This is a genomic window from Mesorhizobium sp. M0052 (genome assembly GCF_040323255.1).
Taxonomy (GTDB): domain Bacteria; phylum Pseudomonadota; class Alphaproteobacteria; order Rhizobiales; family Rhizobiaceae; genus Mesorhizobium.
In genome coordinates, this window is the sequence record NZ_JAMYUS010000049.1 from 1 (window position 1) to 12,950 (window position 12,950).

At 59.4% G+C, this 12,950-nt stretch carries 10 protein-coding genes and 6 pseudogenes; 4 read left to right on the top strand and 12 right to left on the bottom strand.

Going from position 1 to position 12,950, the window contains the following annotated elements; genetic code table 11:
• From NKJ77_RS32475 to NKJ77_RS32025, 3 pseudogenes are all read right to left on the bottom strand, one after another.
• A pseudogene (locus tag NKJ77_RS32475) lies at positions 1-227 on the bottom strand (hypothetical protein); the annotation flags it as partial.
• Positions 228-868: 641 nt separating this feature from the next.
• Positions 869-1,034, bottom strand: a pseudogene (locus NKJ77_RS32020) (ATP-binding protein); the annotation flags it as partial.
• Positions 1,034-1,272, bottom strand: a pseudogene (locus NKJ77_RS32025) (transposase); the annotation flags it as partial. The pseudogenes NKJ77_RS32020 and NKJ77_RS32025, both read right to left, overlap by 1 nt.
• 168 nt (positions 1,273-1,440) lie before the next feature.
• Between NKJ77_RS32025 and NKJ77_RS32030 the strand changes: the two are divergent.
• Both NKJ77_RS32030 and NKJ77_RS32035 read left to right on the top strand, forming a co-directional pair.
• Positions 1,441-1,602: pseudogene (locus NKJ77_RS32030) on the top strand (transposase); the annotation flags it as partial.
• A gap of 166 nt (positions 1,603-1,768) precedes the next feature.
• Positions 1,769-2,320, top strand: a complete 552-nt coding sequence (locus tag NKJ77_RS32035) for a UPF0149 family protein (protein WP_352536352.1) — start codon at positions 1,769-1,771, stop codon at positions 2,318-2,320.
• 342 nt (positions 2,321-2,662) lie between these two features.
• Here NKJ77_RS32035 and NKJ77_RS32040 read toward each other — a convergent pair.
• A pseudogene (locus NKJ77_RS32040) lies at positions 2,663-3,175 on the bottom strand (transposase); the annotation flags it as partial.
• 197 nt (positions 3,176-3,372) lie between these two features.
• Here NKJ77_RS32040 and istA point away from each other — a divergent pair.
• Positions 3,373-4,888: pseudogene (gene istA / locus NKJ77_RS32045) on the top strand (IS21 family transposase).
• On the top strand, positions 4,885-5,538 hold the full coding sequence (locus NKJ77_RS32480) for an ATP-binding protein (protein ID WP_502902140.1): 654 nt from the start codon (positions 4,885-4,887) through the stop codon (positions 5,536-5,538). The pseudogene istA and the gene NKJ77_RS32480 overlap by 4 nt, the downstream one beginning before the upstream one ends.
• A gap of 16 nt (positions 5,539-5,554) precedes the next feature.
• On the opposite strand, the gene tnpC is transcribed toward NKJ77_RS32480, so the two are convergent.
• From tnpC to NKJ77_RS32090, 8 genes are all read right to left on the bottom strand, one after another.
• Positions 5,555-7,209, bottom strand: a protein-coding gene (gene tnpC / locus NKJ77_RS32055) for an IS66 family transposase (protein WP_352536353.1) whose coding sequence is annotated in 2 segments (ribosomal slippage) — positions 5,555-7,182 and positions 7,182-7,209 — 1,656 coding nt in all. Because the reading frame shifts where the segments join, the coding sequence is not laid out codon by codon here.
• A gap of 45 nt (positions 7,210-7,254) precedes the next feature.
• Entirely contained in the window at positions 7,255-7,602 is a 348-nt protein-coding gene (gene tnpB / locus NKJ77_RS32060; RefSeq protein WP_292537414.1) for an IS66 family insertion sequence element accessory protein TnpB, read from the bottom strand.
• Positions 7,599-7,991: an IS66-like element accessory protein TnpA gene (gene tnpA, locus NKJ77_RS32065; RefSeq protein ID WP_352536354.1), complete on the bottom strand. Its 393-nt coding sequence runs from the start codon at positions 7,989-7,991 to the stop codon at positions 7,599-7,601. The genes tnpB and tnpA overlap by 4 nt, the downstream gene beginning before the upstream one ends.
• Before the next feature lie 153 nt (positions 7,992-8,144).
• Positions 8,145-8,918, bottom strand: coding sequence for an NAD(P)H-dependent oxidoreductase (locus tag NKJ77_RS32070; RefSeq protein ID WP_352536355.1), 774 nt, complete (start codon positions 8,916-8,918; stop codon positions 8,145-8,147).
• Between the two features lie 59 nt (positions 8,919-8,977).
• Entirely contained in the window at positions 8,978-9,562 is a 585-nt protein-coding gene (locus NKJ77_RS32075; RefSeq protein WP_352536356.1) for a GNAT family N-acetyltransferase, read from the bottom strand.
• Between the two features lie 79 nt (positions 9,563-9,641).
• Positions 9,642-10,472: an ABC transporter permease gene (locus tag NKJ77_RS32080; protein WP_352536357.1), complete on the bottom strand. Its 831-nt coding sequence runs from the start codon at positions 10,470-10,472 to the stop codon at positions 9,642-9,644.
• Between the two features lie 5 nt (positions 10,473-10,477).
• Positions 10,478-11,728 carry an ABC transporter permease gene (locus tag NKJ77_RS32085; RefSeq protein ID WP_352536358.1) on the bottom strand — a complete coding sequence of 417 codons (1,251 nt, stop codon included), beginning with the start codon at positions 11,726-11,728 and terminating at the stop codon, positions 10,478-10,480.
• A gap of 72 nt (positions 11,729-11,800) precedes the next feature.
• Positions 11,801-12,865 (bottom strand): polyamine ABC transporter substrate-binding protein, encoded by a 1,065-nt coding sequence (locus NKJ77_RS32090; protein ID WP_352536359.1) that lies wholly within the window; start codon positions 12,863-12,865, stop codon positions 11,801-11,803.
• Between the last annotated feature and the right edge of the window lie 85 nt (positions 12,866-12,950).

A 12,950-nucleotide genomic window follows, 5' to 3' on the forward strand; every position in this document is an offset into this window, starting at 1 on the left:
AGGAACTCGCCACGGGGGATTGTCAGATTGAGATCCTTAACGACTAGCGTCTCGCCGTCGTAGGTCTTTTGGACTCCCGCGAACTTTACAAGAGTATTGTCTGCGTCCAATATCGCTCCTCCTGCACTCCGATAATATTCTGCACGTACGGCGCCCGCCGAGGATCTAGACCAAGGCGTTCTTCCTGACGGGACGCCCGTGTGTCTGCCAGGAGCGAAGCGCACCATGGACATGATTGTTCCTCCCTTTATTTGCCAGCTCCTCCGAAATTCGCTCGGGTCGGGACTGCCATTTGGCGGCCTAACAAGAAGTGCCCACAGCGACTGCAGGAGAAAGGAGAAAGGAGAAAGGAGAAAGGAGAAAGGAGAAAGGAGATCTAGCGTTTGTTCCCTTGGGCGCTTTGTGCGCACTTTATCGACTTGGTTATCTGCGAACGGTAGCCCACGTTGAAGACTGATTTTCTTCAAAGCAAAGGCCCTCTTGACGGCAGGTGAGCAAGAAGATGCGTGGTTTGAAATATATGAAGCGCTTGGGTTTGGTGGCCGAGGTTCCGCGTTAGATTCCGCAGCCCACTGAGCCTTGGGCCAGCGGCCCTTTATTTATCCTGGGCTACCGGTCCCATCATGAAATGCAAATGCTTGGCTTTGGCTAGTTTCCGTGGCGTTGGTGCATGGATCATTTAGCGATCGTGGCGTAGGCCGGTTGCCGTAGCGATGCCTTTCAAACACAATTCTGCCCGCCCCCATCGTGCGCATTCCAGCAATCGTGGGCAGCCATTCCACGTCATGGTGGGCACGTGGAGCCTAACCGACGGTGCTATGAGTTCACGGGATTTCTTGTCAGCGTCAAGAGCCTGTTTGCCAGCGATTTTGCGCACGCTTTCGTCGGTCACGTTGAGGCGGTAGCCGTTATGAACCAGCCGGTCGAGGATTGGGTCGGCGAGGGTGGGATCATCGCCGATGATCGACCGGTACCTGGCTTGTGGACGCCCGTCCGTTGCGGTCTTCGAGCATCTCCAGCAGATCGATGCGCTGAGCGTTAACTCACCGATTTTGGCGTGGAGTTCCTTCATGTCGATCTGGGGCGGCGCTTCGGTCTTGCTTTCGCCGCCGAAGACTTCGGCTGCCCCTTCCAGAAACTGTGCACGCCACGACGTGATCTGATTGGCGTAGACGTCATACTGCTCGGCCAGCGTCGTCTCGCCCCTGATCGCCGCAAGCGCCACTTTCGCCTCGAAGGCTGACTGTGGTTCTGGCGCGGTCGTCTGCTCATGGTCTCTCGTGTTCACGGCATTATGCCTGCCAATCCCAGGCACAAATTCCACTTATCCCGACTGTCCAGTTTTCCCGAGCCACCTCGGAGTGGAGTGCGCCCCTCGGACCGGACAGGATGAACAAGCAGAATTGACTTGGAAGCTGGGCTTTCGAAGGATGGAAGCCCATGGTGACTTATCGCACGCACAGCATCGAGTTCAAACGTCAGGTAGTGCCGGAGTTCCTGTCCGGCGAGACGCTGCATGGTCTCGCCAAGCGGCACGAACTGCCGCGTAACCTGATCCGTATCTGGGTTCAGAAATACGAGGCCGGCTCCTTCGACGAAGACGTGGCGGCGGCCGACACGATGCAGACCTATGAGGCGCGGATCGCAGCGCTCGAGCGGCTGGTAGGCCGGCAAGCCTTGGAAATTGAGTTTCTAAAGCGGGCTCTGAAAAGCCCACCACGTCCGAGAAGCGGGACTACATCCGTGATCACACCCGGCGGAGGCCTGGATGGCCGTCAAGATCAACCGTCGCCCGCTGGTGCGGACCATGTCGGCGCTGGATGGCTTCGTGACGGCAGCGGTCACCGGGCCGCGGTTCGCGGACCCGCAAGACTGGATGTGCCCGCTCATGGGGTTGCCGCGCGATGTCCTGACCAAAGGCTCTGCAACCAATCACGCCGTGTTTGCCAGCGTCGCCAGGATCCACAACTGGATCAACGAGACGCTCTTCGACAGACCGCAGGATTATGCGCCCCGATTCGCCACCAAGCCCAGCGGCGGCATCGACCCCCGTCCGTGGTGCCAAGGGTTCTACGCCGCCATGAATCTCAACATCAAAAAATGGAAACGGCTACTCGACCTCGACAATCCCAACCACGGCCTGCTGCTGCCGATCCTGATCTACTGCGTCGACAAAAAGGAGAGGCCCGTCCTCGGCAAGCCCAGGCCGGGGCCCGAGACCGCGCGCTTCATCGAGCATGAGGCCTACAAAGACATCGCCCTCGTCATCCCCGCCCTGCGCGAACTCCACTACGTCACCCGTTATGACGACCCGGAGTGATCGGCGCCGGCGCGCGGACCAACGAGAGACTTATCCATCAAGACCATTTCGGGAAAGGTGCCTTAGCGCATCGCTCTGATGTCCTTTGCAAAGTGCGATCTGCGCAGTAATCCACCCGATACTGATTTCCTCGGTCGGTTTCTCATTGACTGAGCGGCTATCGGTGGGGACGTGGGTGAACAAGCTCTGATGCGCGGGTTGGTTACCGCATGTCCATGTATTCGTCCGGGGCTGGTCCCTCTCTTACAACGGGCGTCGGCATTGCCGGCCACAAAGCGATGCCGGGAATTCCCCATTCGTCCCCGCCGATAGGCGCGATGATTATTTCGTCGCGTCCGAGGATCAGGTTCCTGCCTGCTGCTCGTCCGCTCGGGCTATGGCCCACAAGAAAGCAGCGAGTTCCCGAGCTATTGCGGTCACAGCCACGGTGCTGCGCTTGCCACGCGCGATCAGGGCCCTGTAGCGCTTGGTCAAGCGCGCCTGTGCGTTTCAGGCTATTCTCGCACGACTTCAGGCATGTGGCGGCTTTCGAAGTATTTCCTTTTCCCTAGTTTGGCCGGATAGCGGTATGTCCAGGCGCTCTCGGCCAAGACGCGGCGCACTCGGGCATTCCCAGTCTTGGTGATTCCGCGCCGTCGCACGGCGTCCCCGGTCGAGCGCTCCGAGGGGACAAGTCCGAGATGAGCCATCAGTTGTCGCGGGTTGGCAAAGCGGCGTACATCGCCGATTTCGACCATGAAGATAGCCGCACAGCTGGACCCCACGCAAGGCCTGCAAGCGTTCGACTACCGGCGCGAGTGGCCAGTCGAGCAGGCCGTCTTCGATTGCCTTTTCCAGGCGTGCTACTCTTTCCCGGTACTGCGTGCGGCGCGGCAATCAACGTGAGAGCGCAGCGTCAATCAGGATGAGAATGCCAGCGGGTTGGAACGCAGGGAGGGCGTAGCCCGACTGGAGTTTCAACCCGCTGGCGGCGCGTTCCTTTTCGGGCGTCGTCTGGTGATCACGGTCGACCGGGTATGCGGTGGTTTTTCCTGTTGGGGAGGAATCACTTTGTGCCCGGCCGCCACGTAACCGATCACCAATTGAGGCTTTTCATGAAGTTCCGGAAGACCAATACGACGGCCGTCGCAGCGGCGAAGGCGTCGATCAGCACAGCCACGGCCTATCGTATCGAGAAGGATTCGAGGCTGCCGTCACAAAAGAAGGTTCCGCGGCAACGACGCTGGCCAGATCCGCTCCCGAAGATTTTCGAAGCCGAGATCGTGCCGCTGCTGCGGGCGGCTCCCGGCATCCGGCCGGTCGCCATTTTCGAGGAGATGATCAGGCGACATCCCGAACTGGGCAACGGCATTCGTCGCACGGTCGAGCGCCGTATTCGATCCTGGCGCGCCGTCCATGGCGAGGAGCAGGAGGTCATTTTCCGGCAGGTCCACGAACCCGGACGCATGGGATTGTCGGATTTCACCGACATGGCCGCCGCCGGCGTCACGATCGCGGGCCAGCCACTCGATCACCGGCTCTACCATTTCCGGCTCGCCTATTCCGGCTTCGAGCATGCGCACGTCGTGCTCGGCGGCGAGAGTTTCGTCGCTCTGGCGGAAGGCTTGCAGAATGCGCTGTGGTCGCTCGGCGGGGCTCCCCGCGAACATCGCAGCGACAGCCTCTCGGCGGCATTCCGCAACCTGGACAAGTACGCACGGGAGGACCTGACGCGCCGCTACGACGAACTGTGCGGCCACTACGGCATGACGCCTTCCCGCAACAATCGCAGCATCGCGCATGAGAACGGGTCTATCGAGGGGCCGCACGGCCATCTCAAGCGAGCGCTCAATGACGCGCTGCTGATGAGAGGATCGAGCGATTTCGACGACCTGGCAGCCTACCGTCGCTTTGTCGACGAGATCGTCAGCCGCGTGAATGCTCGCAACTCCAAGCGCATTGACATCGAGCGGGCCGAACTCCAGGAACTGCCCGTCCGGCGCACTTCCGACTACGAGGAGGTCACCGTGCGCGTCACATCATCGGGCGGCTTCACGCTGCGCAAGGTGTTCTACACCGTGCCCTCACGCCTGATCGGCCACCGCCTCAGAGTGCGGCTCTTCGATGATCGGCTGGATATCTTCATCGGCGGCACACAACTCATGACACTGCCGCGGGGGCGCGCCTCTTCAACCGGCAAGCACGACCAGGTCGTCAATTATCGGCATGTCGTCCATTCGCTGCGCCGCAAAGCCGATGGCGCTGCTCAACCTTGTCTATCGTGACCAGCTTTTCCCTCGCGAGGCCTACCGGCGAACCTTCGACATGCTCATAGAGCGACTGCCTGAGCGGCAGGCCTGCCGCACCATGGTCGAGCTTCTCGCCATGGCGCATGAGCGCGGCTGCGAGAGCGAACTGGCTGATCAATTGACCGCCTCGCTACGGGCACGGCGATTGCCCGACATGGGGGCTTTGCGCGGACGGTTCGCTCCGGATCCCGCCCGGCTGCCGAGTGTCGTCGTGCGTCTTGCTCCGCTCAACGTCTATGAAGCCCTGCTTGGCGCCAACCTGACAGGAGACGCGGCATGAAGACGAACCCCGCTGTCGATTCCGCCAGGTTGAGCTTGCTCCTCAACGAACTGCGCCTGCCGGCCATCAAGCTTATATGGCCGCAGTTTGCCGAACAGGCCGACAAGGAAGGGTGGCCGGCCGCTCGCTTCCTGGCTGCGATCACTGAACATGAACTGGCCGGGCGCGACCGGCGGCGTATCGAACGCCATCTCGCCGAGGCCCGCCTCCTGCCGGGCAAGACCCTCGACACATTCGAGTTCGAAGCCGTTCCGATGATCTCCAAGGCCCAGGTGATGGCCATCACCGCCGGCGACAGTTGGCTCGAGAAGGGAGCGAACCTGCTCCTGTTTGCTTCGGCAACCAACCTCCTGCACCAAAAATCGCCTGCAAATCTCGCTATTAAACGACGGTCTTACTTTTTGGGCCTCCATTCGGCCGCTGCAACAGAAGGGCTGGCGTCGAGCGCGCCGGCCATCGACCAATGCGACGGAGTTCCCGCTCGCCCGATCACATGGACGTCGACAACGGACAACTCACGGGATAGCCTCGGACCGCCAAGGCATGTAAGCGCCACGTTCGTTCACAATGAGCGACATGTCGGCGGGTGGTACGCATACGACGAAGGCCGCATGATTGGCACAGGCGCGTGCGCGCGGCGGGCTCTATGATGGCGATGCGTGAAGGTCAGGCGGCCTGCTGATCGGCGGACTTGTGGGCTTGGCGCAGGCGCTTCCATTCCCAGGGCAGTAGTTCGTGCAGACGCGAGGCGGGAAGATCGGCAATGCGGGCCAGGACGTCGGCGAGCCAGGCTTTCGGGTCGACGTCGTTGAGGCGTGCCGTGGTGATGAGGGTAAGCATGACGGCGGCGCGTTCGGCGCCGCGCTGGGAACCGGCGAAGGTCCAGTTGCGCCTTCCCAGAGCAATGCCGCGCAGCGCTCTTTCGGCCGCGTTGTTGCTGAGGCAGATTCTGCCGTCGTCGATGAAGCGGGCGAAGTCGGCCCAGCGCCTGAGCATGTAGTTGATTGGCTTCAGGACCTCGGAAGAGCGCGAGAGGGTGTCGCGCTCGCGGAGCAACCAGGCGTGCATGTCGTCGAGAAGTGGTTTGCTCTTCTCCTGCCGGGCGGCATAACGCTCGTCAGCGCTGCGGCCGTTGATGGCGCGCTCGATCTCGAACAGCGCGTCGAGACGCCTGACCGCCTCCAGCGCGATCGGGGAGATCGGTTTGCCATTCCTCTTGCCCTCGCGAGCATTCTTCGCGATGTCGGCCAGTTCGAAGAATCCTCGCCGCGCATGGGCGTAGCAAAAGGCCGGCGAGATCGGCTGCTCCTTCCGCTGCGGGTCGAACAGCGGCTCGAAGCCACTGTAACAGTCGCACTGAAGAATGCCGGCGAACCCGGCCAGATGCTTCTGAGGACGCTCGCCACGCCGGTCGCTCGAGGCGTAGTAGATCGCCGCCGGCGGCGCAGGCCCGGCGAAGGGACGGTCATCGCGCGTATAGGTCCAGATGCGCCCGGTCGTGCACTTGCCTTTCGCCAGGATGCGAATGGTGGTGTCGTCGCCATGAAGGCGCTCGGCCGCGAGCACATGGCGCTCGATCAGTTGGAAGAGCGGCATGACGGCGAAGGTTCCGTGGCCGACCTGATCGGCCAGCGTCGACAGCGGCAGGTCGATCCCCTCGGCCTTGAAGCGCGTGCTCTGACGGTTGAGCGGAGTGTGCATGCCGAACTTGTCGAACAGGATCGTCGCCAGCAGCTGCGGACCGATGAAGCCGCGTGGCGTGGCATGGAAGGGCGCCGGCGGCTGGCTGATCTTCTCGCAATCGCGGCAAGTGAACTTCTCGCGCACCGTCTCAATCACCTTGAACCGGCGCGGGATCTCCTCCAGCGTCTCGGTCACGTCCTCGCCCAGCTTGGACAGCCGGGATCCGCCGCAGCAGGCGCAGGTGGTAGGCGGCTCGATGACGATGCGCTCGCGCTCGATGTCGGCCGGCCAGGGCTTGCGCACCGGCCGTTTGCGCGTGAAGGAACGCACGCTCTGGGTCTTCGCCGCCGCAGCGGCCGCGGCAAGCTCATCCTCGCTCGCCGCGGTCACGAGGTCTTCGAGCTGAAGTTCCATCTGCTCGATCAGACGCGCCGTGCGCTCGGAACGCTGGCCGTATTTCTCGCGCTTCAGCTTCTCGATCATAAGCTGTAGATGTGCGATCAGCGCCTCGGTGTCCGATAGTTTCGCCTGCGCGCTGGCGGCCACCGCCTCGGCTTGCCGCCGCGCTTCACGTTCAGCCCGCAGCGCCGCCAGGGCACTCGCGAGGTCCGAGGAAGATCATCCGGCTTCAACGTCATGAGGCCAGTGAATCAGATTTTGCCTGCAATTTCAAAATGTAAATGCTAGCCGACCCGCGTCGGACGCCAGGTTTCCTGAGGGTTGCGCCAATCGATCCCGGACAGGAGATAGCTTAACTGCGCCGTCGAGATCGTAACGCTTCCGTCTGCCAGAGAAGGCCAGATGTAGCGGCCACGCTCAAGACGCCTGGTGAACAGGCATGATCCTTGCCCATCATGCCAAATGACCTTCAGGAGATCGCCTCTTTTACCGCGAAAGCAAAAAATATGGCCGCTCAGCGGATCCTTCTTCAAGATCTCCTGCACGCGTAGTGCAAGGCTGGGAAAGCCGCAGCGCATGTCGGTGTGTCCCGTCGCCAGCCACACCCGCACCCCCGTTGGAATCGGGATCATCGCAGCGTTTCCAGGCCGCGCATGATCCGAAGCAGCGCTTCCACGTCCACGTCGGGCTCGACGATCACCCTGCGGCCATTCGCGCTCACCACTTCCATGCGCCCGCCAGCCGGTTCTCGACCCTTCTTTGGCTGCTCCGGTACGATCACCGCCGGCACGAAACCGCAGACGCCACCTTCGCCGAGCCGACCCTCGCGATGCGCCTTGCGCCAAGCAAACAGCAGTGGGTTGGAAATCCCGTGACGCCGCGCTGTCGCGGATGCTTGCCGCGGAGCCGAATAGCTCTCCTCGACAATCCGCAGCTTCGCCTCTTCCGACCAGCGGCGCCGGCGGCCAGTGTCAACAATCTCGAGACGAGTGACTTGGCGACTGTCAGTAGCGATATCCATACCGACAGTCAGCTACATGCTCCCTTCGCCCGCAAGGCGGCCCTCCTCGGAGGCGTACGGCGGGTGTCAGCGACGTCGAATTTGACAGCGTTCGGAAAGTCTGCCGCGGTTGCAAGGTGACGCCGCAAACGGATGGCTTGGTGGCTTGACATCTCAGCGCTGATCGCAGGGACGCAAGTGCCGGATAAACGGACTGAAACTAGTTGCATCCGGCCTTAGCCGACCTTGGTCATCCCAATCGGTTGATGCGTTGAATCGAATTGGCTCAAGGCTGTCAAGTTTGTCTATATGTGCCTTTAACGCGTCCAATCGAGGCGATACATCTCTAAGCGGTAGGTCGACTTGCGCAGAGTCACTTATCGCGCCAAAGCTCCGGTGTGGCGGCAAAACCTCAAAGCCCACATATGAGAGGCTGAAGTGGATCGGCCATAGGATCAGGTCGAGGTTTCCTGCTTGGCCATCTGGCCAAAAGCCCGGCGCACGCGCACCGGTCGTGACGGAAAGGAACGCGCGCTTGCCCCGAAATCGTCCTTTGTCACAATAGCGCATTCTGCTGTTATAAACGCTCCCCCACACGAAGACCCGGTCGATCCACCCCTTCAGAATTGCCGGCATCGACCACCACCACAGGGGGAACTGAAAAATAACTAGGTCGGCCCTATCGAGCTGATCGATGGCGCGGCTGACCTCTGGAGGCAAAGCGCCCAAGTTTGAGGCGTGGCGTTGTTCAGATAGCACGCTAAAAAAGGCCCTGTTTAAGCGCTTGACATAGTGATGCTCGGCTTCAAGCGGATCAAATGCTTCTCGATAGAGATCCAGCAATTCTACACTATTGCCATTCATCTCAAGTCTCTCCTGGGCGCCCCGAGCCAATTGAGCGTTCAAAGAGTTCTGTTCAGGGTGTGCCAACAGAATCAGCGCATGCATGTGTCTCTCACTATCCTGTCGCATGACAGGAATTTCTAGGCAACTCAGATTTTATAGCGTTAGTCTCGGATCGCCAGCGCCGTCTTTACCCAGTCTCCAACTTTAAGGCGATAAAGTACCTGACGTCGCAAGGCTTCCACTCCCTGGACACGTCGCAAGGCTTCCACTCCACCTGGCAGATCAAAATCATCTTGTGGGTCATGACTCATTCCGAGTCGCTCCATTACGCGCCTTGAAGCCAAATTCTCAACGAACGCATAAGCGACTACTTCGCTCAATCCAACTCGCTCGAAACCAAATGAGAGTGCAGCAGAGGCCGCCTCCGTTGCATATCCTCGCCCCCAGTACTCAGCATGCAACCGCCAAGCGATTTCAACCGCTGGTGTGAAGTGAGTCTGATAGGGAACATTCATAAGCCCACAGAACCCGATACCCCCGCCAGTATCCAAATCTTCGAGCGCCCAAATGCCGTATCCATACGTTCTGAAATGATCACGTTGAACGTTTCTCCACGCCTCGATCGCGGCCCGATCAGCGAATTGCCCTAGGTATCTCGCAACTCTCGGATCGTCATTCATCCGAGCGAAGCTGTCGACGTCTTCGTCCTTCCATTCCCGCAGTAACAGGCGTTTTGTTTGCAGCATCGCTAGTTCCCTTGAACATTGACATTGATAGGATGTATATCTTCATCGAAGCCATACTGCGTTGACCACAGGGCGGTTCTCAGGTCTCACGAATACCGCGCAAGCGCTCTGAACGCCTCCGCAGAAGCTCCATGGTAGTCAACATGATGGCAGCGAACAGGATCAAGACGGTGGCGGCGGCCAGGATGGTCGGACTAATCTGCTCACGGATCCCGGAGAACATGACTTTCGGCAAGGTACGCTGATCGGGCCCCGCGACGAAGAGGGCAACCACCGTCTCATCAAAGGAGGTGCCGAAAGCGAACAGCGATCCAGAGATCACGCCTGGAAGTATGAGTGGCAGCGTGACTTTGAAGAAGATAGTTACGGGTGTGGCACCAAGCCCGGCTGCTGCGCGAGTTAACGAATGGTCGAAACCCGTTAAAGTCGCGGTCACTGTGATGACAACGAACGGAGTGGCCAACATTGTGTGTGCCAAGATCAGCCCGGTAAAAGTGTTCAACAAGCCGACATCAGCATAGAAAAAATAGACTCCAACAGCGATGATCACGACTGGGACGATCATTGGCGAGATCAGCAGACTCATCACGACCGTGCGCCAAGGGAATTTCGGCCGGCTAAGGCCAAGTGCGGCAAGTGTGCCTAACGCCGTAGAGAGGATTGTGACCGATACGGCGATGAAGATCGAATTGTATAATGCGCTTTGCCAGCGATCAGTCAGGAAGAATTCCTCATACCAGCGGAACGAGAAAGCTGGCATCGGGTATGTGAAAAATGGCACCGAATTGAATGAAAGTGGAATTATTGCGAAAATGGGTGCGATAAGGAACAGCAACACTGCGCCGCAAATGAGTCGATGTAAGTAGTACCAGACTTTTTCCGTTCGAGAGGCATAAGGAAAAGCGGCCATCGCTGTCACCCCACTTTGATCTGGTCTATGCCGACCAACTTGTTGAACACATAATATAGCAGAAGCGTGGCTGAGAGCAGGACGGCGCCAAGGGCCGAGGCCATGCCCCAGTTGAGATCCTCGTTCGTGTACCTGGCGATGAAATAGCTGACCATTTGGTCTCCCGGACCGCCGACGAGCGCGGGAGTTATGTAATAGCCTAAGCAAAGAACAAAGGTCAGAAGGGAGCCGGCCGCGATCCCCGGCAACGTCTGCGGGAAGTATACTTTCCAAAACGCGTAGAACGGCCCAGCGCCGAGCGAGCGCGCGGCGCGCACATGACTCGGCGGGATCGTCTTCATCACGCTGTAGATTGGGAGCAAGGTGAAGGGCAGTTGAATATGGGTCATAGCCACGACAGCGCCGATTCGATTAAAGATGAGCTCAGCGGGCTGCGAAATTATATGCAGCGTTATAAGAGCGTCGTTCACGACGCCATGCTGCTGCAGAAGCACCACCCATGCGGTCGTGCGTACAAGCAGCGAAGTCCAGAGCGGAAGCAATACCAATATCATCAATAGATTGCTGGTCTTACTTGGCAGAGTTGCCAGCAGATAGGCTACCGGAAAGCCCAGGAGCAGGGTCGTAGCGGTCACTCCGATACTAATGCCAAGGGTACGCAGGAACACGTCTTGGAAGATCGCGGTCTCCGGCGGCGAGGAGACGATCTGACCATCGGGACCGTACTGGTGGTCGACAGAACGAAGTAAGTAGTAGGCTGTATAGGCGGAGGCTCCACGTTTCAGCAGGCTCCACACGTCGTGCTGACCCCAGAGCGGATTGAGCTCGATCAGCGCTGCCTTGTATGGGCCTGCGGAAAGTTCGCGCGCCTTGCGTGCGCTCGATACCACTTGGCTGCCGACACCGGACAGCTCATAGTTCATCCGCTTGCCGATCGTGCCCGCAGTCTTCTGGGCGAAGGCCTGCTTCAGATCGGCGACGAGGGCCGCATAAGCCCCCTCGTCCGGCAGGTCTTTGCCGTCCCAGCCGTTAAGCGCCGTCATTGTCCGGGGCAACAGGGCCTGAAGTGTATCATCGTGGACAGCGTTGAACATCATCCGCCCGATCGGTAAGATGAAAGTGATTCCGATGAAAAGCAACAGCGGTAAAACGAGGGTAAAGGCCTTCAGCTTGCGCCGACGCTCTACGCGTTGCAACGTGACCCGAAGCGGAATGCCACTGGAGCTTCCTGCAGTGTGAGCGGACATCATGGCCATTCGCTTTCTCCTCTGATCCTCAGCGGAACCCGAGAGAGGGAATGAACCCTCTCCCGGTGCACCTCACTTCTTTTACTTCGCGAGCCACGCGGTAAAGCGTTGACGCAATGCGTCGCCGTTGTCAGCCCAGAAGTTAAGGTCCATCATCATAGCGTTGGCCATATTCTCTGGGGCCGTGGGCAGATCAGGCAGGACCGCGGGGTCGACCAAAGCGACCGCATCCTTGTTGGCTGGCCCGTAGGGCATGTTCCCGCTGAAATTAGCCTCCGCCTGCGGTGAGGCGGCGAAAGCAATGAACTTGTGAGCGTCCTCCAGCCGCGAAGTTCCCTTGGGCATAGCCCAGACATTCACGCCGAGTCGCTGAGCATCCCACATTATTGCGAAGTGTTTGCCGTCGTTCTTGTTTGCGTCAGAGATCCGGCCGTTCCCGGACGTGGTCATGACGACTTGGCCGTCGGCGAGAAGCTGCAACGGCTGGGCGAAGGACACAAACCAGACGACATCCTTCTTAATCGTGTCTAACTTCTTGAACGCGCGATCGACGCCCTCGGGCGTGCGAAGTACCTTATAGACGTCCTTGATGGGCACACCGTCGGCCATCAGAGCCCATTCCAGGTTGCCCCACGGATCTTTAAACAGTCCGCGTTTGCCGGGAAATTTCTGAAGATCAAATAGGTCGGCGATCGACTCCGGGCCATTAGGCAGCTTGTCCTTGTCATAGGCGACGACCTCGGAGTAGACGTCAGTCGGCACGCCGCAGTCAGACTTGTCGCCCTCCATGAACTTAGCCCGATCGAGGCCAATTTTTTTCCAGTCGATAGGTTCGATAATTCCTTCGTTACACAACGTGATGGCGTAGGACAAATCAGTAACAATAACGTCCCAAGTCACGCTCTTGGTCTCGACCATGGCGCGGACTTTGGCGGGCTCGTCCAGATATTCGTCCTCGGTGATTTTAACGCCGGTCTGCTCGGCATAAGGCTCGAAATAAGCCTTGCGCTGCGCCATCTGATAGCGCCCACCCATCGAGACTACCGATAGCTGGTCGTCTGCAAATGCTGGTCTCACAGGCATAAGCCCGCCGATGAGTTGGCCCGTCACGGCCACGACGCCCGCAATCATCAATGACTTTTTCATTTTTCTGCTCTCTCCCTTTGTTTGGCCATACCCCAGGATAGGGCGCCCCTTGCACGAAGACTCGCCAACCCGTTCGCGACGAGCC

Coding starts and splice junctions, on each gene's coding strand:
- NKJ77_RS32080 (WP_352536357.1), bottom strand. CDS start 10,472: ATGGCCGCTTTTCCTTATGCCTCTCGAACGGAAAAAGTCTGGTACTAC.
- NKJ77_RS32035 (WP_352536352.1), top strand. CDS start 1,769: ATGGCCGTCAAGATCAACCGTCGCCCGCTGGTGCGGACCATGTCGGCG.
- NKJ77_RS32070 (WP_352536355.1), bottom strand. CDS start 8,918: ATGCATGCGCTGATTCTGTTGGCACACCCTGAACAGAACTCTTTGAAC.
- NKJ77_RS32480 (WP_502902140.1), top strand. CDS start 4,885: ATGAAGACGAACCCCGCTGTCGATTCCGCCAGGTTGAGCTTGCTCCTC.
- NKJ77_RS32090 (WP_352536359.1), bottom strand. CDS start 12,865: ATGAAAAAGTCATTGATGATTGCGGGCGTCGTGGCCGTGACGGGCCAA.
- tnpA (WP_352536354.1), bottom strand. CDS start 7,991: ATGGATATCGCTACTGACAGTCGCCAAGTCACTCGTCTCGAGATTGTT.
- NKJ77_RS32075 (WP_352536356.1), bottom strand. CDS start 9,562: ATGCTGCAAACAAAACGCCTGTTACTGCGGGAATGGAAGGACGAAGAC.
- NKJ77_RS32085 (WP_352536358.1), bottom strand. CDS start 11,728: ATGGCCATGATGTCCGCTCACACTGCAGGAAGCTCCAGTGGCATTCCG.
- tnpB (WP_292537414.1), bottom strand. CDS start 7,602: ATGATCCCGATTCCAACGGGGGTGCGGGTGTGGCTGGCGACGGGACAC.